We start from the raw sequence: 19,843 nt of genomic DNA on the forward strand, positions 1-19,843 counted from the left end.
TCTCAATAGTACGAGGCGATGTCCCGCATCTGGATGTTGCCCTGCCTCGCTCGTTTGATGGCGCAGACGGTGGCCTCCGCCCCGTGCACCGTGGTCAGGAACGGTATCTCCAGTTCGACCGCCAAACGCCGCATCATATATCCGTCGCGGCGGGAGCCGGAGGAGTACGTCGGCGTATTGATGATGAGGTTGATGTCACCGCGGCGCATCAGGCCCAGGGCGTCCGGGGCGATCTTCTCGTCCACCTTATAGACGGTAGTGATAGGGACGCCGTTGTTCCGCATGTAGGTGCTGGTCCCCTTGGTGGCGTAGATGGTGAACCCAAGAGAGTGCAGTTCCTTCACGATCGGCAGTATCTCCTTCTTGTCCGCGTCGGCGACGGTTATGTAGACCCCGCCCTCCATGGGCAGCTTGTTGCCCGCCGAGGTCAGCGCCTTGTAGACCGCGGCGCCATAGTTGTGGTCGATGCCCATGACCTCTCCGGTGCTGCGCATCTCCGGGCCTAGGATGGAGTCCACTCCCGGGAGCTTCAGGAATGGGAAGACGGACGCCTTCACCGCCACGTGCTTGAACGGGGCCACGCCGATGTGCCCCAGGTCCTTGAGCTTCCTGCCCAACATGACCTTCGTCGCCAGTTTGGCCAGCGGCACGCCGATGGCCTTGGATATGAAAGGTATTGTCCTGGAGGCGCGCGGGTTGGCCTCCAGCATGTAAACGTCGTTGTCCTTGACCGCCAGCTGCAGGTTCAGCGTACCTTTCACCTGAAGGGCGATGGCCACCTGTTCCGTGATCTCGATGACCCGCTTCATGATCTCCGGGCCGATGGTGTGAGCCGGCAGTACCATGGTGGCGTCACCGGAATGTACGCCCGCCTCCTCGATATGCTCCATGATCCCGCCGATGAAGATGTCCTTTCCGTCGCACACCACGTCCACGTCCAGCTCTCTGGCGTGCGTCAGGTACTTGTCGATGAGCACCGGGTGCTTCTTGGAGACCTTTACCGCGGTGGCCACGTACTGCTTCAGCTCATCCTCGTTGTATATGATCTCCATTCCGCGCCCGCCAAGGACGTACGAGGGGCGCAATAGGGCCGGATATCCGATGCGGTCGACGACCGCCTTCACCTCAGTATAGGAATGACCGGTGCCGGACTCTGGCTGCAATATCCCGAGCTGGGTCATCAGCACGTTCCAGCGCTTGCGGTCCTCGGCCATGTCCATCATGTCCGGGGTGGTTCCCAGCACCTTGCACTTCTTTCCTTTGAGGGCCTCCTCCAGCGGTATGGCCAGGTTGACCGAGGTCTGCCCGCCGAACTGAAGTATCACCCCGTCCGCGTCCTCCTTCTCGATGACGTTCAGCACGTCCTCCAGGGTCAGCGGTTCGAAGTATAACCTATCGGAGATGTCGTAGTCGGTGGACACCGTCTCCGGGTTGTTGTTGATGACGATGGCATCCACGCCCTCCTCCTGGCAGGCCATGACGCCGTGCACGCAGCAGTAGTCGAACTCGATGCCTTGCCCGATGCGTATGGGACCGGAGCCGACTATCACCACCTTCCTCTTGTTGGATCTGGGGACCTCGCAATCCGTGCCGTAGGTGGAGTAGAAGTAAGGGGTCTCCGCCTGGAACTCGGCGGCGCAGGTGTCCACCATCTTATAGGTCGGAACGATCCCGTTCTCCAGTCTGAGCTGCCGGATCTGCGGTTCAGGTATCTTGGAGAACTTGGAGATGCTCTCGTCCTGGAAGCCCATGCGTTTCGCGCGTAGTACCAGCTCCGGGGTCAACGGTCCGGCGACCAGCTCCTTTTCCATGTTGACGATGTTGAGTATCTTGCGCACGAAGAAAGGGTCCCAGTTGGTCAGCTCGGCGATCCTCTCCACCGGTATCTCCCGGCGCAGCGCTTCGGCGATGGCGTAAAGACGCTTGTCGCTGGGGGCGATCAGTTCCGATTCTATCTCGTCATCGCTCCAGATCTCCGGCTCCAGGTCTATGCGGTCGATCTCCAACGAGCAGACCGCCTTCATGAGCGACTCCTCTATCGTCCGTCCAATGGCCATGACCTCGCCGGTGCTCTTCATCTGGGTACCGATCTTCGTCTCCACCGTGCGGAACTTGTCGAAGGGCCACCTCGGTATCTTGAACACCACGTAATCGATGGTCGGTTCGAATGCCGCGAACGTCTTGCCGGTGATCTTGTTGGGTATCTCGTCCAACGTCTTACCGATGGCGATCTTGGCGGCCACTCTGGCGATCGGATATCCCGTCGCCTTGGACGCCAAAGCGGATGAGCGGGAGACGCGGGGGTTCACTTCAATGACCCGGTACTCCCTGGTAACTGGATTGAAAGCGTACTGCACGTTGCAGCCTCCCTCTATGCCCAAAGCCCGAATGATCTTGATGGAGGCAGTGCGCATGAGCTGGTAGTCCACGTCGTTCAGCGTGTGTATGGGGGCGACCACGATGCTCTCGCCGGTGTGGATGCCCATGGCGTCCAGGTTCTCCATGGTGCAGATGATGACGCAGTTGTCCTTGCGGTCCCGCATCACCTCATATTCCAGCTCCTTCCAGCCCAGTACGCTCTCCTCTATCAGAACCTGGCGGATGCGTGAGTAGATAAGTCCGCGGCCAGTGATGGGAATGAGCTCTTCCTCGTTGTAGGCGACGCCGCCACCCGTGCCTCCCAAAGTGTACGCCGGACGGATGAGCACCGGGTAGCCACCGACGGCCTCCACGGCCTTCTTGGCATCCGCTATGCTGGTGACCGTGACGCTGCGTGGTATCGGCTCGCCGATCCCGATCATGGTCTCCCGGAACAGCTCTCTATCCTCCGACAGAGCGATGGCCCTAGGCTGTGTTCCCAGCAGTTTGCAGTTCAGCTTTTCTAGATATCCTTTGTCCGCCAGCTCCGAGCACAGGTTCAGGGCGGTCTGCCCGCCCATGCCGGAAAGCACGCCTTCGATCTTCTCCTTGCGGATGATCTCTGCGATGTTCTCGACGTTCAAAGGCTCGATGTAAACGATATCGGCCATCTCCAGATCGGTCTGGATCGTCGCCGGGTTGGAGTTGACCAGTACGGTGGTGTATCCCTCTTCCCTCAATGAGCGGCAGGCCTGCGACCCGGAGAAATCGAACTCCGCCGCCTGTCCGATGACGATCGGCCCTGAACCGATGACCAACAGCTTGCCCTTGCTCATCGACAGGCCTCCAGCATCTTCACGAAATCATCGAAGAGGAAGCCCGTGTCCCTTGGTCCCGGGGAAGCCTCCGGATGATATTGTACGGAGAATATCGGCAGCTCCTTGTGCCGCATGCCCTCCACCGTCCCGTCGTTGACGTTGGTCTGGTCCACCACAAGTCCGGAGTCCTGGAGGCTCTCGGGGTCGACCGCGTATCCGTGGTTCTGGGAGGTGATGAACACCCGGTCCCTATACTTCACCGGCTGATTGGCCCCGCGGTGCCCGAACTTTAATTTATAGGTGGTCCCTCCAAACACTTGGCAGAGAAGCTGGTTGCCCAGGCAGATGCCCATGATCGGATAATCGTCCTTCAACGTTCGCAAGTTCCTGATGATGGTGTCCTGGACCACAGGGTGGGCAGGATCGCCCGGTCCATTGGATAGGAAAAGCCCGTCGATCTCATGGTCCCGGAAGAACTTCACCGGGGTGTCGTACGGTAACTGGTAAAGGTCGAAACGTTTCCTCAGCTCTCTGACGATGTTGTTCTTTACCCCGCAGTCGAACAGCGCCACCTTCTTGGCGCCTTCCTTGGGGAAATGAAGGATATCGGGAGTGCTCACCTCTCCCACCAGGTTGCTGTCCGATGGATACGGCATCCTGCGCAGCTCCTCCAAACGTTCCACCGGGTCCTCATCGTAGACTATGGCACCTTTCATGGTCCCGGCGGTCCTGATCCTAATGATGAGGGAACGGGTGTCCACACCGGCTATGCCGGGGATGTCGTTCTCTTCCAAGAACGAATTAAGGTCCTTCCCTCCGTAACCCGGGGAAGGTGAATCGCAAAGCTCCCTCACCACGAAGCCTCGGACCTGAACCTTGTCCGACTCCATGTCTTGGGAGTTAATACCATAATTACCGATGAGCGGATAGGACATCGTCAGAATTTGGCCGCGGAATGAGGGGTCGGTCAAGCCTTCCTGATAGCCGGTCATTCCGGTGCTGAACACGACCTCGCCCGAGGCGGTCTTCATGGAACCAAATCCCGTGCCCTCCATGATCGTCCCGTCCTCGAGAACCAGAAAGCACTTTGCCATCAGAAAATCACGGTAGCGTTATGGGATACTTAATCCTTACTGAATGCCCAAAACTAACTGGCATGATAATGTCTGGATAACAACAGGAAGTCGATATTTTTTATATCGCCGGGGGTTTTCTGTCCATCTGCGGACTAATATTGAGACAACCATAAATCCTGGGTAGGACATCCCTCGACGATGAAGGTACTGCACCAGGACCGCTTCAAGGGAGAGATCAAGATGCAGGTGGAGGTCGCCGACGATCTATGGCACCTCTACAACATACTGTCCCCAGGGGACCTGGTCTACGCTTCGACGTATCGTCGCGAGGAGGCCAAGAGCGACAAGATCCGGGCGGAACGGGGCGAGAAGAAGCGCATGACCCTGGGCATACGCCTCGAAAAGATCGAGTTCGGAGAGTTCGACAATCGATTGCGTCTTCTGGGCGTGATCGAGGAGGGGCAGCAGGACGTTGGCTCCCATCACACCCTTATCATGGAGGAGGGGGAGGTGCTCTCGGTCATCAAGTCGCAATGGAAGCCCTCGCAGCTGGAACGGGTGCGGAGGGCGGTAGAGGATTCCAAGAAGCCTTCGGTCATATTCGTCTCCCTGGACGACGACGAGGCGACGGTGGCCGTCATGCGGCAGTTCGGCGTGCAGCGCCTGGCGGACATAATCGCCAGCGGGCACGGCAAGATGTACGCCACCAAGGAAGAGGGCGACTACTATGGTGAGATCATCGCCAAGATCAAGCAGGCCTGTTCCCCCGGTGTCCCCATCCTCGTTCTTGGACCCGGTTTCGCCAAGGAGACCTTGCTGGCGAAGGGGAAGGAAAAGGAGCCGGAGATGTTCTCTCGTTCATTCCTATACCACACCGGACAATCGGGCATGACCGGGATCCAGGAGCTGATGAAGAGGGGCATGGGCGCAGAGGTGCTCAAGGACTCCCGCGTGGCGGAGGAGACGGAGATGGTCGAAAAGCTCCTGGAGGCGGTGGGGAAGGACGGTCTTGCCACCTACGGACCCAAGGAGGTCCGGGAGGCGGTCAAGGTCGGGGCGGTGGAGCTGCTGCTCATACTCGACTCCATGGTCCGGGAGAAGGACGTGGAATCACTGATGCGCTCCGTCGAGGATTCCCGCGGACGGGTCACCGTGGTCAGCGAGATGCACGAGGGCGGCAAGAAGCTGGAATCGCTAGGTGGGATGGCGGCGCTGCTCCGCTATCGTATGTGATCTTGAAGAGACCTGCTCGATCGGGAACGGGCTCGATGGCTGAACACGAAGCACACGTCCTCGAAGTAAGATGACCCTCGTCCGTGATACGATGCCACACTTTCTAGGAAGTATCTCCTGTCATCAATGGAGGGGCTAGGGAACTTGATGAATGAAATCGATATTTACTAAGTATTATTTTATAAATAATGTAGTATATTATCCTGTTTGGACCTATACAATTGAAAAATTATATATTTGTTACAAGCGTCGCACACCCGACGATCGATAAAAGGTGCAGGGGATCGTCAATATCCAGGCCAGAAGATACAGGTGGATTTCTGTCTTCACGGTCGCGACCCGTATTTAAGATCGCATCACAAGTGACCATCGTCTAGAAGGGAACGGACTTAACGATTGAAATAGAATGGACCAGGTGCTTACAATGAACCGCTCTCCGATAAGGGTACTATGCGTGGACGACGAACCGGACGTGTGTGTTGTATCCAAGGAAATGTTGGAGGCTCTGTGGGACATGGAAGTGGATACCGCACACTCCGCCATGGAGGCCGAGAAGGCGCTGTCCTGTAAAAAGTACGACGCGATAGTGTCCGACTACCAGATGCCCGGGACCAACGGCATCGAGTTCGTTCGTCAGCTACGCCTGATAGGAAATCACACCCCCTTCATTCTTTTCACTGGAAAAGGCCGGGAGGAGGTGGTCATCGAGGTCATAGATAGCGGTGCGGACTCCTACGCGCAGAAGGGCGGGGACGTCAGGTCGGTGTTCGCCGAACTGGCGCAGAAGATACGCAACGCCGTGGCTCGAACGAGGGCGGAATCGGCCCTACGGGAGAGCGAGGCTCGTTACCGTTCCTTGATAGACAATTCCACAGTGGGGATATTCCTGGTCGACCTCGATGGCAAATGCATATACTCCAACCGCAAATGGCTGGAGATCACCTCCTTGAGCGAGGAGGATGCAAAGGGGAAGGGGTGGACCCACGGCATACACCCCGACGATCGTATCATCCTCGATGAAAGCTGGCATAATGCTTTGAAGGAAGGGGGCAAGGCCAACTTCGAATACAGATATTCAGGGAATGGAAAGGACATCAGGTGGATATGGGGTGATGTCACAGCGATGCGTGATTCCGAGGGAAATGTCGTCGGATACATGAGCACCAACGTCGACGTCACCGTGAGGAAGAGGGCTGAACAAGCGGTCCTGGAGAAGGAGAAGGCTATAGTCAGGGCATCCAGCATGGCTCGGATGGGCTACTGGGTCTGGAGGGTGAACGAGGAGGAGCTAGCGTTCTCCGACGGACTGGCAAATATTCTGGGCATACCTCCCGGGTCGGCCACACATCACGATCAGTTCTTTGACATGGTGCATCCGGACGACCGTCTCGCGGTGACGGACGCATTGTCCTTGACCATGCTTCATCAGAAGGAGTTCGACATGGAGCATCGCATGGTTCGGGTGGACGGTTCGGTCATCACCGTCCGGGACATCGTGGAGGTGAGCACCTCCCAAGAGGGTCGACCTGTATATGTGCTCGGAATGGTCCAGGACATCACCGAGTCCAAAGCGGTCAGTCGGTCCCTGCGGGAGAGGGAGGACCTGTACCAGATCGTGTTCGAGACCATGGCCGAGGGACTGATGGTCAGGGACAGCACCGGGGAGATAATCCTATGCAACGATGAGGCGGCCATGATGTTCGATCTCCCCCACGGTGAGCTCCTCATGGCAAGATCAATAGCTGAATCGGAGGTGGTGATGGAAGATGGGTCGCCCTGTACCTTCGATAACCTGCCCTCGTCCATCACTTTTCGTACCGGTCTTCCCCTGACCAATACCCTGCGGGGCATCAAGGCCCGTGACGGGGAGATAAGATGGGTGTCGAACAACACCCGGCCTTACATGAAAGGGGAAAAGATCCACGCCGCGGTGGTATCGTTCTCCGACGTCACCAGTAGGATCCGGTCGGAGAGAGAGCTGCAGGAGAAGGAGAAGCGGTACCGACTGATCGCGGAGAACATGGCCGATGTCATCACCGTTTTGGGCATGGACCTGAATATCACATATGTCAGCCCTTCCACCGTGAAGCTCAGGGGATTCACCAGCCATGAGGTCATGAACCAGAAAATGAGGGAGATATTCACTCCCGAATCCCTGATCATGGTCAGGGACAGCTTAAAAAGGGAGCTGGAGGAGGACCCGAAGGAAGACACCGACCCCGAACGCGTCCTATATTTGGAACTAGAGGAATATCGCAAGGACGGTTCTACCATGTGGGTGGGCAATTCCATCCGCATCATACGGGACGATGAAGGAAATCCCGATTCCATCGTATGCCTGTCCAGGGATGTTACGGAACGCCGGGCGAGTCTACTGGCCCTGCAGGAGGCCAACAACAAGCTGGCAATGCTCTCCCGTCTCACCAGGCATGACCTGATGAACCAACTGCAGGTCCTGGGCGGATGGCTGCAACTGATGCGCCTGGAGGATAAAAAGAACATTGAGATGAGGAACAAGGTCCTCAAGACCTTGGACAATACTAAGTTCCTGATCGATTTCACCGCCGAATACGAGGGACTGGGATCGGTCACTCCCTATCTCATAAATGTTCGAAACGAGGTAGAGAAGATGGCCCGATCCTTGCCCTCGGGCATCATGCGGATGGAGGACCATCTAGATACAGAAACGGTCCTTGCGGACCCGCTGTTCCATAAGGCCCTTTACAATCTCGTGGAGAACGCCGTTCGTCATTCTAATGGCGCTAGCATTATCCGTTTCCGATCCGAGGTGGATGGGCGGTCCCTTAATATCATCTGCGAGGACGATGGCAGAGGGGTGGACGAGAAGGACAAGGAGAAAATTTTCGAGCGTGGGGTGGGCAATAACACCGGTGAGGGCCTGTTCTTCGTCCGTACAATATTGGCCATCACTGGCATGACCATCAGGGAGGTAGGTGGACCCGATGAAGGGGCCCGTTTCATCATCAACGTTCCCGAGGGCAACTGGCGCAAATAGCCTCCACAGTCTCGGTGTTCTCCGAAACGCTTTTGTACGGTTTTTAGTATTGACGGTCTGTCAGCCATTTATCTAATTCCTGGGTATAAATGAGGGAATATGTCGACAGGGGGACGTTCATTTTGTCACTCTGTCCGATATTGAGCGCCTGGGAGAAATAAAGCGTTCGATGTGGGGTGGGGATGTCCCATCGGCATCCGAAGGATGGCGACGAAGTAGAGGGTATGAGAGATGAGAGACCGGTCCGAGATCCTTGCCAAGTTCGATAAGAGCCCCCTGATCACTTGCGATACTACGCTGCGTGACGGTGAACAGGCAGCGGGGATAGTCTTCGCCAACTTGGAAAAGATGCGCATAGCCAAGCTTCTGGATGAGCTGGGGGTGCAGCAGATAGAAGCTGGCATCCCTGCAATGGGCGGGGACGAGAAGAAGGCGGTCAAAAGCATCGCCTCGTTGAAATTGGACGCCTCAATCCTGGGATGGAACCGCGCCAACGTGGAGGATATCGCTCAATCCATCGACTGCGATGTCGATTCCGTGGCCATATCCATGTCCTCCTCGGACATTCATATCAAGAACAAGCTGATGAAGACCAGGGAATGGGTCCTGGAAAAGGTCGTTGAGAGCGTGGAGTACGCCAAGGACCATGGGCTGTACATATCTTGCAATGCCGAGGACGCCTCCAGGGCCGATCCAGCATTTCTTATCGAGTTCGGCAAGGCGGCCAAGGACGCTGGGGCCAACCGCCTGCGATACTGCGATACCATCGGCCTGCTGGAGCCGCGCCGGGCGTACGATGAGATCAAGGCGCTCAGGGAGGCGGTGGACATCGACATCGAGATGCACACCCACAACGATTTCGGAATGGCCACCGCTAACTCGGTGGCCGGCATGCAGGCCGGGGCCAAGTTCGTCAGCACCACCATCCTGGGCATAGGCGAGCGCACCGGCAACACTCCCCTGGAGGAGATCGTCATGGCCTCCAAGCACCTGCTGCACATGGACGTGGATTTCAGGACCGAACGCTTCCGGGAGGTGGCCGAGTACGTAGCAAGGGCGGCCAACCGGGACATCCCCGGATGGAAACCTATCGTTGGTCTGAACTGCTTCGCCCACGAGGCGGGCATCCATACGGACGGCGTGATCAAATACCTGAGCAACTACGAGCCCTATACTCCCGAGGAGGTCGGTCTCTCCCGCAGGATCGTCATAGGCAAGCACTCCGGCCGTCATACCATAAAGCAGATATTGGCCAATAAGGGCATCGAGGTCAGTGACGATCTGGCCGGAGATATTTTGGCCCAAGTGCGAGCCAACTCCATCGCCCTGAAGAGGTCCCTGTCGGAGAACGAACTGATATACATCTACCAGGACTTCCAGGCTGGCGACAGCGACAAGATGCGGGAATGATGCTTCAGATGTGACCTATTCGGTGTAAGTACCTCGGGATCTTTTGTCCTAGGGGGCTAATTTTTTTATCTTGGCATCAACCGATATCCGACATAATGGCGAGCCGGACAACTTCTTTGAATCGTATCGTACGATCTTGTCGAGGAAGACCATTGTCCACTGCTATTGATGTCCAGGACTGTTCAATTCGATCGGCCGATGACGATCCTGGTCAAGGCGTTCAATGCTGGTTATTTGGTATTATTCTCGTCCTCGATCTCCTCGAACTTGATATCGCAACATCCTTTCTTTTTCTTCTCGTCCTTTTTCTTACCAAACAATTTCTTATCCATTCGTCCACCTCCTTAAAACAATATATCTATCAGATATCCAGTAATTATTGCCACGAACATGATGGTGAGCAGAAATGCGATGACTAATTTTCTCTTGAAGATACCAGCCAACATGCTCACTTCTGGTATGCTTGCTCCCGCTCCTCCTATTAGCAGGGCTATAGCCGTGCCCAATCCCATACCTTTATCAATTAATGCCACCCCGATAGGAATTATCGTTTCCGCTCTGATGTACAGCGGTATGCCTATAAAGGCTGCCACAGGAATGGATAATGGGTTGCCTGGTCCAGCGACGGCGACGATCATATCATCGGGCACCATCCCATAGATCACAGCCCCTATGATGACCCCGACCAGCAGGTAAGGTAGCATTCCCCAGAAATTGATCAGGGCGAACTTGGCGGCTTTTTTATATTTCGGATCATCATCGATGGTCGCTTGGTGACCGCCCTTGACGCGTACCCTTTTAACCTCTTTCACCAGACCAAGCCTGGCCCAGACCCTGCCGGACACTACTGCCAACAAGAAGGCAGTCATTCCGTAAATCACCGCCACCTCCCAGCCCATAAAAGCAAAGACCATTCCGAGGATGATCGGGTTCATCAGCGGAGAGGATAGAAGAAAGGACATCGTCGCTCCGAAAGGCGCGCCCGCCTCCAGAAAACCCATGGTCAGAGGAATGGTGGAACAGGAGCAGAAAGGCGTGATGGCTCCGAATCCAGCCCCGACGAAGTTACCGAGCCATCCCTCCCCGCCCATGGCCTTCCTGATCTTCTCTGGCGGGATATACTCCAACATCAGTCCTACCAGAAAACTGATTCCGATGAACAGGATGACCAGCTCAATTGTGATTATTACGAAGAACTCCACCGTCTGTTCCAGACTGTTGATAATGTCCAATATGTCACCAGGTTAGTCTATTTCGAAGAGTTTGGAAATAGATATGAAATTCATGTATTAAAAAATACGTATAACTGCATGCATTGAAACCATCGGTAAAGAAATCGCAACGAAAATTACGGATCAGACATGGCGGTTCGATTCGACCATCCTTTCAGGGTGCGTCTGCCGTTGTCCGTGATGCAGTATATCCTCCAATTTTTCTCCGGGCGTCCTTTGATCAACCCCGTCCTCTCGAGGACGTCAAGATGATAGGAAAGGGTTGAATCATTAACATTTAGGAACTCCTTCAGTACGCACGGGCACATGTCGCAGCAGGCCACTGACCAAAGGATCGTAAGCCGGGTATGGTTGGATACGGCTTTGTACACTCCCACCTGTTCGGCAATATCTTCAGGACTTGGGATCGAGCAGGCAAGTTTTTCTAAGCCCCCGACGTCCTTTATAGCCTTTGCAATGTAATATGGCAGGCCATCCCCATCGGTGGAAACGGTGTCATTCCTTTTTCCTCTCATAACATTTCTGGTATGCTCGAATGGGATATATCAGGATTCATCGGTGAGATCGGTAACCGTCGATAGTTGGTTTGTCAACACATCTCCATTTTCAACCCGGTCCAATCGTAATTTCAAGGTACTTTGAAAATCATATGTAAAAAAGGTTAAGAAATTATTAATAAGTTCCAAATGAGTTACTTCAATATTATTTGAAACATTATAGTACAGTTAAACACGTGAGGGATCCAATGGTCGATGATGCGGGGATGATCATGCCGGTCGATACCGTCCCGAAACGTTTGTCCTTTTTGAACAAATACCTGACCATCTGGATATTCGCCGCCATGGCCTTAGGGGTCGGTTTAGGGGTGCTGATACCGGACCTCGCCAACTACCTGGGCCAATTGAGCATCGGTACCACTTCGATCCCTATCGCTGTGGGGCTCATCCTTATGATGTATCCACCGTTAGCCAAGGTGAAGTACGAGCAGCTAGGGCGGATAACCAAGCAGAAGGACGCCAAGAAGATGTTCGGGACCTCGCTGATCCTGAACTATATCATAGGCCCCATCCTGATGTTCTCCCTGGCATGGATATTCCTGCCGGACCAGCCGGAATACCGCATCGGACTGATATTGACCGGTGTTGCCCGCTGCATCGCCATGGTCCTCATTTGGAACCAGCTGGCCAGAGGTGATTCGGAATACGCTGCCATGCTTGTGGCCCTGAACTCGGTGTTCCAGATCGTATTGTACTCGTTCTACGCCTACTTCCTGATCACCGTGCTCTCCGACGTGGTCTCGCCAGGATCAGGGATCGCCGTGAACATATCGATAGTGTCTGTGGCCATCAGCGTGATCATTTACTTGGGGATACCGTTCTTCGCCGGCATCCTGACCCGCTACGCTCTCTTGCCCCGCAAGGGTGCCGATTGGTACGACAACAAGTTCATGCCAGTGGCTGGAAAGGTTTCTCTGTTGGCCCTGCTTTTCACCATCGTGGTCATGTTCTCCTTGAAAGGTGAGTATATAGTGGAGCTACCTTTGGACGTGGTCAGGATAGCGCTCCCACTGCTGTCGTATTTCATCATAATGTTCTTGCTGTCGTTCTGGCTTTCGATGCGGTTGAACTTCGATTACCCTCACGCCGCCTCTCAATCATTTACCGCGGCCAGCAACAACTTCGAACTGGCCATCGCGGTGGCCGTGGGCGTCTTTGGCATTGGGTCCGGGGTGGCCTTCGCTGCCGTCATCGGACCGCTGGTCGAGGTGCCGGTGCTCATCAGCCTGGTCAACTTATCGCTTTACTTCCGTAGAAAATATTATGATAATAATGGAATAATAAATAAAAAAGTTCGGGGGAATTAGAAGCATGGACCCAAGGACCATAGAACTGGTGGCCATGGCCGCATCGGTCGCCGGACATTGCCAGCCCTGTTTCCGTCATCATCTGATGAAGGCGATCGGGTTGGGAATAGGAGATGAGGACATTAGGGAAGCGATCTCCTTGGCCGCGCGCATCAGTGGGGCCGGAGATAAGCGCATGGCCGAATTCGTAGAGGAGATGATGATCGAAAGAACGGAAAAAACGGTGTGATCAGGTTCATTTTCCCACCAGTTGCATTTACTGTTCTGCTCGGTGGTGCAGACGAACCTCTGAATCCAGCATTGATTCGGTTCCAGTTACTTTTATAGGGCTCCAATGGCGTACAAATCCCATTTATCAGCTCGTCCGTTTGATGAGAACGAAAGGATCGGTGCCGTACGATGAATTCGATATCAGGTCGGTCATGAACGAGGTATCCAAAGAAAAGTTGAAATACTCGATAATGATTATTTCAAAAATAATTGAAATACGGTCGTGATACAAACGTCCAATATATTGTTCGACTCATTAAACAGCGGATTGATGGCCGTTCTGGACTATCTTGCTCAGCACGTGGTCACCTGCCTGATCCCCGCGTTCTTCATCGCCGGAGCCATCGCAGCCCTGGTGAAGAAGGACGCCATCCTCAAATATTTCGGGCCGCAGGTAAGGAAGTTCAAATCGTATTCCGTGGCGTCGGTATCAGGTACCATACTGGCCGTTTGCAGCTGTACCATTCTGCCGCTGTTCGCCGGGATATATAAAAAAGGGAGTGGCATCGGGCCAGCCACCACTTTCCTGTTCGCCGGTCCGGCCATCAACGTGCTGGCCATCATATACACCGCGCAGGTGCTGGGAATGGACCTGGGCATCGCCCGAGCCTTTTTCGCAATTGCAATGTCCATCCTGATCGGTCTGATCATGGCCTACCTTTTTGGAAAGGAACAGGCAGCGAACCAACCTCCGTTCAAGACCATGCCGACGTTCGAGGAGGAAGTGGAGAGACCAAGATGGGTCATCCCGGTTTTCTTCGTCCTGCTGGTCGGCATACTGATATTCGGCGCTTCTCAACTGGATTGGGCGACCAAATTGGCCATAGTATACCTGCTGACCATGGCCGTGGCCGTCCTGCTCATCTACTATTTCAAGAAGGAGGAGGTGACCGAATGGGGGATCGAGACCTGGGACCTGACCAAGAAGATATTCCCGATATTGGTGATCGGCACGTTCTTCGTGGGCGTGTTCGCCTTCTTCGTTCCTCCGGAGACCTTCAGACCGTTCCTGGGGGACAATGGCCTAGGGGCAAACCTTCTCGCTTCCATACTGGGGGCGGTGCTATATATGCCGACGTTGTTGGAAGTACCGATCATCGGGACCACCTTCGGTTACACCACTGGTGTAATGGCCTCCGGTCCTGCGCTGGCGCTGCTCCTTTCGGGACCGACCACCAGCCTCCCATCTATAGTGGTGCTTACCAGGATCATGGGTTGGAAGAAGACCCTGACCTACTGGGGGCTTTCTGTTACCATGGCCACGTTAGCCGGTCTATCGTACGGATACGTTATAGGATGAGCCGATGATACGAAGGGCGATGAAGGAATAATGGAGATGGACCGATGAAGATCGAGATAATGGGCACAGGATGCGCCAAGTGCAAGAAGCTCTTTCAGCAGGCTACGGAAGCCGTGAAGGAAATGGGTATCGAGGCTGAATTGATCAAGGTCGAGGACCTACAGGCCATGATGGACCTGGGGGTCATGATCACTCCTGCGCTCTACATTAACGGGGAAGCTGTTTCCGCCGGACGTGTTCCCGGAAAGGAAGAGATCAAACGAATGCTGACGGAGGCTGGGAAGCAATGACTGGGAAACCGAGAGATGTCTGTACGTGCGGCTCTCCCAAACTAATGGTGTACTCATGTTCCGGGGCATCAAACGTTGGTCAGCTGGCAAATGATATAGCGATCAACATAGTTGAATCCGGGAGGGGTTCCATGGGTTGCCTGGTAGGCCTTGGCGCCCACGTATCTACGATGGTGCAGAACGCCAAGGCCTCCAATAAGATCCTGGTGATAGACGGCTGTGCGGTAAAGTGCGGACGGAAGACCTTGGAGCACGCTGGCCTGGCAAATTTCGATACCGTGGTCCTAACGGACATGGGTGTCAAGAAGACCTACGACCTGAAAGGAGACCTAGGACGGGTGAACGAACTGACGAACAAAGTGGTCGCCAAGATCGCCTGGGTAAAACCTCTGGCGAACAAGGATGGACCGACCGAATAGGATCGTGGTCGTTGTGGCGGATAGGGTTGAACGAAGAACGGGCTGAGGTGTAAAAATGACATCGAAGGTCAGAGTGCACATGAACATATGCGAAAAGATATCGACCATCACGGTCACGACCAACGAGGACGGTAACTATGATGTGCATATCGCCACCTCCTGTCCCAATGTCAAGGAGTTCGGGGAAGGTCTGACCGATCTGACAATTGAAGACCTGGTGGACAAGGTCAACAGCAGGATAATCAACCGCTATCGCAACGTGAAGATGAGCGCCAATTGCGCTGTACCTTCCGGAGTTCTGTCCGCCGCTTGGTTGGAGGCGGGAATGATCGCCAGATCAAGGGCCAGAGACAAGAAGTGCAACGTCATCGAGTTCCTGCCCGAGTGATCCAGCGATCTAGTAAATACGGACCATCTCAACTTATTTCTCGTTCCTCATGGCCCCGTTGATGGCTATTTCGGCGATGTCCACGCCGTACATCGTGGAACGGATGATGGAATCAAGAACAGTGTTGGTTATTATGGCCTCCTTGCTGTTCATGGTGCGCAGCCCTTGTCCTAATTTTTCGCACCTGCGTACCACATCCAGACCAGTGTCAATGACCTCGTTGGCCTTATCGATGTTCTTACGGAACAGGGCGTCCATGCCATCTTCCAGGACGACCAAGGCCTCGATGCTCAGCTCCTTTATATGATTCGCTGCAGCGAGCTTGTCGTCATCCTTGATGCTCAATAGAACGTTGCGGGCGATGCGCACAGCATGATCGCCGATGCGCTCGATGCCGCGGGCCACCAGCATCAGGTCGTTGGATTCGAAGATGTCCAGTCCCATGCGGTCCCCCAATCTCCGGTCCCGGGCGATAAGGTTGTTCTGTTTGACCGCCATCCAGTACAATCGGTCCACATCGGTGTCCCGGTCGATCACGTCCTCGGCCAGACCGCGATCCTCGGTGCGCAGCGCCTCCACCGCATCGGAGTGCATGCTCTTGACGATGAGATGCATGCGGCGCACGCACTTCTCCTGTGGCAGTTCGATGGGGTCCGAAAGATCGTGCATGATGATGCTGTTGGCCGTCTCCTCCACGATCTCCGGTCCTATGGCCATGCGTGAGAACTCCCGCACCGCGCTCTTGGTCTCCGGATCCATGCGTTCCTTGGAGCGCACCTCAATATTGTTGTATCCTACGAGATAGGCGCCAATGAGCTTGCGCGTCAGGTGCTCAGTGCTCTCCTTTTTATCGGTCCAGATCTCCCTTCTAAGGACCTCCTTGCGCCGTTCGATCTTGGTGTCCAGGACAATTGTTCCGTCAACCTGCACCGCCATGGAGACCTGGTCGCCGGCCTTGAGCCCCGAGACGTCCACCCAGCCCTTGGGAAGGGAAACGGTAAGGGTGGACGCGCCTGTCTTCTGCACTCGGCGCAGCTCGGTGTTCATATCTTCCCCTGTTGCATGAATATACATATCATTCTATTGTATATACAATTCTTACTGTTTTTATTGTATATACATAATATTCAATTAAGGACTAAAATTTCATAAAATATTTTTACTATATACAAAATGCAAGAATATATTCTATTTCGATAACGTATATAAACAGGGCATTAGTAACTCGTCCTTGAGAAAATGTACAACGAGCTGGTCGATACAGGAAATGATGTTCGCGGTCTCGTCTGTGAGACCATCGATCCTCCTATTAACGTCCTTAATGTCTGTGGCGGCGGCTCTTATTTTTTCTTTATGATACAATGGTGAACAAATGGAGAACAAGGTGAAATATCTAGCGATCGGTGTTGTTGCCATAATCATCATGGCCGTCATCGGCGCCTTGGTTCTCAGCCAGAACGATGACGGAGATCAGACGCAAAGCACCGTCATCAAACAGAAGGGTTCCGATACCATGCTGGAGCTCTGCCAGATCTGGGCTGAGGAATATAATGCTGAGAACGCGGCGGTCGAGGTCGAGATATCCGGTGGCGGAAGCGGTACCGGCATCAGCGCATTGATCAACAAGCAGGTGGATATCGCCCAGGCCTCCAGACAGATAAAGGCCAGTGAGATGACCGCCGCTCAAGCCAACGGCGTTGACCCGGTAGAGTTCCGCGTGGCCATCGACGGCATCGCTGTCATCACTTACCACGACAATCCGGTCAGCGTTCTGACCAAGGAGCAGTTGAGGGGCATCTACAACGGCATCATAACCAACTGGAACCAGGTTGGCGGTAACGACGAGTCCATCACCCTCTACGGAAGGCAGTCCTCCTCCGGTACCTACGTGTACTTCCAGGAGGACATTCTAGGCACCGAGAACTACAGTGTCAACATGAACATGTTGACCGGCAACTCGGCCATCGTCAACGCGGTTCAAGGCGACGAGGGTGGCATAGGCTACGTAGGCCTGGGCTATGCGGTGGAAGCCACCGGGATCAACATTCTGGGCCTCAAGGAGACCGCCACTGACCCGGTATACTCACCGATCGACGAGGAATCGGTCCTTAACGGTGACTATGTTTTGGCCAGGTATCTGTATATCTACACTGACGGCACCCCCAGCGACCAGATCGGCCACTGGATGAGCTGGGTCCTGAGCGCCGATGGTGGCCAGGCCATCGTCACTGAGCTCGGCTTCTACGCCCTGCCGCAGACGGTGGCAGATCAGGAAATGGCCAAGCTAGGTTGATCGAAAATATTGACAAAATCCATTTTCAAACCTTTTTCAAACCAATTCCAATCCTTTATTAAATCCCTTAAAAAGGAGCGTAGTTAGATTGAGACTCAAGTCAAAGACCGATGGCGGGAAGGTCAGGCCCAGACTTCGCCGCAACCCCCATCTGACGCCGCGCGAGAAGGTCATAGAGCTGATGCTCACCATCGCGACCTGGTCTTCCGTTGTGGCCCTGGCCGCGGTCTTTGCCGAATTGATGTTGGGGGCCGTTCCCGCTTTATTCAGCATCAACATCATCGACTTCTTTACTGGGACGGTCTGGAACCCATCCCATCCTCTCTATCCTGTTTACGGTATCTTACCCTTGTTCCTAGGTACGATGATGGTCTCCTTCGGGGCGGCGCTCATCGCCATCCCCATCGGGCTGGGGTGCACCATCTGGCTGGCTGAACTGGCCAGCCCTCGTGTCAAGTCCATTTTCAAACCGGCGATAGAGATACTGGCCGGCATTCCTTCCGTCATCTTCGGTTTCTTCGCCTTGGTCATCCTGTCCGAATGGATAGCGGCGGCCTTCGACCCTGTAAATAAATTGAACGCCCTGAACGGAGCGATCATGCTGGCCGTCATGATGATACCCATCATGGTAACGGTGGCCGAGGATGCCATGAACGCCGTTCCCAACAGCCTTCGCGAGGCGTCACTGGCCTTGGGGGCCACCCGCTGGGAGACGGTACGCCACGTGGTACTGCCTTCCGCGCTCTCCGGCATAGTGGCCGCCATAGTGCTGGGTTTCGGCCGCGCGATCGGCGAGACCATGACCGTTCTAATGGCCACCGGGAACGCCCCGGTCATAACCTCCGATTTCCTGCATTCGGTGCAGACCATGACCGCCGCCATAGCCATCGATTTTGGTGAGGTGGAATACGGTTCCGTTCATTACAATGTGCTGTTCCTGGTGGGGCTGGTCCTGTTCATCATAACCTTCATCATCAACTTCCTGGCCGAGTGGGTCACCCGGCGCTACCGGGAGGAGTACTCATGAACCGCAAGACCAAGGAAATACTGTATTTCAGTGCCTTCCGCGGCTGCGCCCTGCTGGTAGTACTGTCACTTTTAGTGCTGGTGGGTTACATCGCCACCGGAGGCCTGGAGCGTCTGAGCCTGGATTTCCTGACCGAGATGCCCCGCCGGGCCAACACACAAGGAGGTATTTTCCCGGCCATAGTGGGCACCTTCTACCTTATGCTGATAGTTCTGGCCGTTTCGGTGCCCATCGGGGTCATGTCGGCCATTTACCTGGTGGAGTATGAACAGAGGTCCTGGATGGGGCGGTTGTTCAAGCTGGCCGTATACAATCTGGCCGGAGTTCCGTCCATAGTCTACGGATTGCTCGGGCTAGGAATTTTCGTGGCCTTCCTGGGATTCGGCTTCTCCCTGATATCGGCCGGATTGACGTTGAGCATCATGGCCTTGCCGCTCATGATCGCCGCCTCCCGTGAAGCCATTTCCGCCGTGCCCTATTCCGTCCGGGAGGCGTCCTTCGCCCTCGGCGCAACGAAATGGCAGACCATCTGGCATCACGTACTGCCCTATGCCTTGCCGGGCATTTTCACAGGAATAATATTATCCGTCTCCAGGGCTGCCGGGGAGACCGCCCCTCTTATGCTGACCGGGGTGGCAGTGTCCCTGCAGCGCCTGCCAGACAGCTTCTTCGACAGTTTCATGGCCTTGCCATATCACGTTTACTACATGGCCACGCAGTCCTCCAACCTGCTGGCCACCCGGCCTATACAGTTCGCCACCGCGCTGGTGCTGATACTATCGGTGCTGGGCATGAACTTGGTGGCCATAGTGATGAGGAAAAGATATCGCGACAAGTACAAGTGGTAAT

At 54.8% G+C, this 19,843-nt stretch carries 17 protein-coding genes; 12 read left to right on the plus strand and 5 right to left on the minus strand.

The features are described from left to right. Nucleotides 1-2: 2 nt before the first annotated feature. Nucleotides 3-3,194, minus strand: coding sequence for a carbamoyl-phosphate synthase large subunit (carB, locus tag VMW85_05655; protein ID HUT27513.1), 3,192 nt, complete (start codon nucleotides 3,192-3,194; stop codon nucleotides 3-5). Next, nucleotides 3,191-4,270, minus strand: a complete 1,080-nt coding sequence (gene carA / locus VMW85_05660) for a glutamine-hydrolyzing carbamoyl-phosphate synthase small subunit (GenBank protein ID HUT27514.1) — start codon at nucleotides 4,268-4,270, stop codon at nucleotides 3,191-3,193. The genes carB and carA overlap by 4 nt, the downstream gene beginning before the upstream one ends. Nucleotides 4,271-4,450: 180 nt before the next feature. Here carA and VMW85_05665 point away from each other — a divergent pair, with 180 nt between their 5' ends. The 3 genes from VMW85_05665 (at nucleotide 4,451) to nifV (ending at nucleotide 9,911) form a co-directional block, all read left to right on the plus strand. After that, entirely contained in the window at nucleotides 4,451-5,485 is a 1,035-nt protein-coding gene (locus tag VMW85_05665) for an mRNA surveillance protein pelota (protein ID HUT27515.1), read from the plus strand. A gap of 424 nt (nucleotides 5,486-5,909) precedes the next feature. Further along, the gene (locus tag VMW85_05670) at nucleotides 5,910-8,501 is read left to right on the plus strand and encodes a PAS domain S-box protein (GenBank protein ID HUT27516.1); all 2,592 of its coding nucleotides are present in this window, start codon (nucleotides 5,910-5,912) and stop codon (nucleotides 8,499-8,501) included. Nucleotides 8,502-8,732: 231 nt separating this feature from the next. Further along, the gene (gene nifV / locus VMW85_05675; GenBank protein HUT27517.1) at nucleotides 8,733-9,911 is read left to right on the plus strand and encodes a homocitrate synthase; all 1,179 of its coding nucleotides are present in this window, start codon (nucleotides 8,733-8,735) and stop codon (nucleotides 9,909-9,911) included. A 344-nt stretch (nucleotides 9,912-10,255) separates the two neighbouring features. Here the strand turns inward: nifV and VMW85_05680 are convergent, their stop codons facing one another. Both VMW85_05680 and VMW85_05685 read right to left on the minus strand, forming a co-directional pair. Beyond that, a complete protein-coding gene (locus VMW85_05680) occupies nucleotides 10,256-11,143 on the minus strand; it encodes a permease (GenBank protein ID HUT27518.1) in 888 nt (295 codons plus the stop codon). Nucleotides 11,144-11,259: 116 nt separating this feature from the next. Continuing rightward, nucleotides 11,260-11,658 carry a winged helix-turn-helix domain-containing protein gene (locus tag VMW85_05685; protein ID HUT27519.1) on the minus strand — a complete coding sequence of 133 codons (399 nt, stop codon included), beginning with the start codon at nucleotides 11,656-11,658 and terminating at the stop codon, nucleotides 11,260-11,262. Between the two features lie 230 nt (nucleotides 11,659-11,888). Here VMW85_05685 and arsB point away from each other — a divergent pair, with 230 nt between their 5' ends. The 6 genes from arsB (at nucleotide 11,889) to VMW85_05715 (ending at nucleotide 15,674) form a co-directional block, all read left to right on the plus strand. Beyond that, nucleotides 11,889-13,007 (plus strand): ACR3 family arsenite efflux transporter, encoded by a 1,119-nt coding sequence (gene arsB / locus VMW85_05690; protein HUT27520.1) that lies wholly within the window; start codon nucleotides 11,889-11,891, stop codon nucleotides 13,005-13,007. 4 nt (nucleotides 13,008-13,011) lie between these two features. Then, complete coding sequence (locus VMW85_05695; GenBank protein ID HUT27521.1) at nucleotides 13,012-13,236, plus strand: carboxymuconolactone decarboxylase family protein; 225 nt, start codon at nucleotides 13,012-13,014, stop codon at nucleotides 13,234-13,236. 312 nt (nucleotides 13,237-13,548) lie between these two features. Further along, complete coding sequence (locus VMW85_05700) at nucleotides 13,549-14,577, plus strand: permease (GenBank protein HUT27522.1); 1,029 nt, start codon at nucleotides 13,549-13,551, stop codon at nucleotides 14,575-14,577. Nucleotides 14,578-14,621: 44 nt separating this feature from the next. Continuing rightward, nucleotides 14,622-14,867 carry a thioredoxin family protein gene (locus tag VMW85_05705; GenBank protein ID HUT27523.1) on the plus strand — a complete coding sequence of 82 codons (246 nt, stop codon included), beginning with the start codon at nucleotides 14,622-14,624 and terminating at the stop codon, nucleotides 14,865-14,867. A gap of 44 nt (nucleotides 14,868-14,911) precedes the next feature. Beyond that, entirely contained in the window at nucleotides 14,912-15,286 is a 375-nt protein-coding gene (locus VMW85_05710) for a putative zinc-binding protein (GenBank protein HUT27524.1), read from the plus strand. Nucleotides 15,287-15,341: 55 nt separating this feature from the next. After that, nucleotides 15,342-15,674, plus strand: coding sequence for a hypothetical protein (locus VMW85_05715; GenBank protein HUT27525.1), 333 nt, complete (start codon nucleotides 15,342-15,344; stop codon nucleotides 15,672-15,674). A 33-nt stretch (nucleotides 15,675-15,707) separates the two neighbouring features. On the opposite strand, the gene VMW85_05720 is transcribed toward VMW85_05715, so the two are convergent. Next, the gene (locus tag VMW85_05720) at nucleotides 15,708-16,721 is read right to left on the minus strand and encodes a phosphate uptake regulator PhoU (GenBank protein HUT27526.1); all 1,014 of its coding nucleotides are present in this window, start codon (nucleotides 16,719-16,721) and stop codon (nucleotides 15,708-15,710) included. A 325-nt stretch (nucleotides 16,722-17,046) separates the two neighbouring features. Here VMW85_05720 and VMW85_05725 point away from each other — a divergent pair, with 325 nt between their 5' ends. The 3 genes from VMW85_05725 (at nucleotide 17,047) to pstA (ending at nucleotide 19,842) form a co-directional block, all read left to right on the plus strand. After that, the gene (locus VMW85_05725; GenBank protein ID HUT27527.1) at nucleotides 17,047-17,967 is read left to right on the plus strand and encodes a PstS family phosphate ABC transporter substrate-binding protein; all 921 of its coding nucleotides are present in this window, start codon (nucleotides 17,047-17,049) and stop codon (nucleotides 17,965-17,967) included. Between the two features lie 88 nt (nucleotides 17,968-18,055). Next, the gene (gene pstC, locus VMW85_05730) at nucleotides 18,056-18,994 is read left to right on the plus strand and encodes a phosphate ABC transporter permease subunit PstC (protein HUT27528.1); all 939 of its coding nucleotides are present in this window, start codon (nucleotides 18,056-18,058) and stop codon (nucleotides 18,992-18,994) included. Beyond that, entirely contained in the window at nucleotides 18,991-19,842 is an 852-nt protein-coding gene (pstA, locus tag VMW85_05735) for a phosphate ABC transporter permease PstA (protein ID HUT27529.1), read from the plus strand. The genes pstC and pstA overlap by 4 nt, the downstream gene beginning before the upstream one ends. Nucleotide 19,843 lies beyond the last annotated feature (1 nt).

Source organism: Methanomassiliicoccales archaeon, from assembly GCA_035527755.1.
Classification (GTDB): Archaea; Thermoplasmatota; Thermoplasmata; order Methanomassiliicoccales; family UBA472; genus UBA472.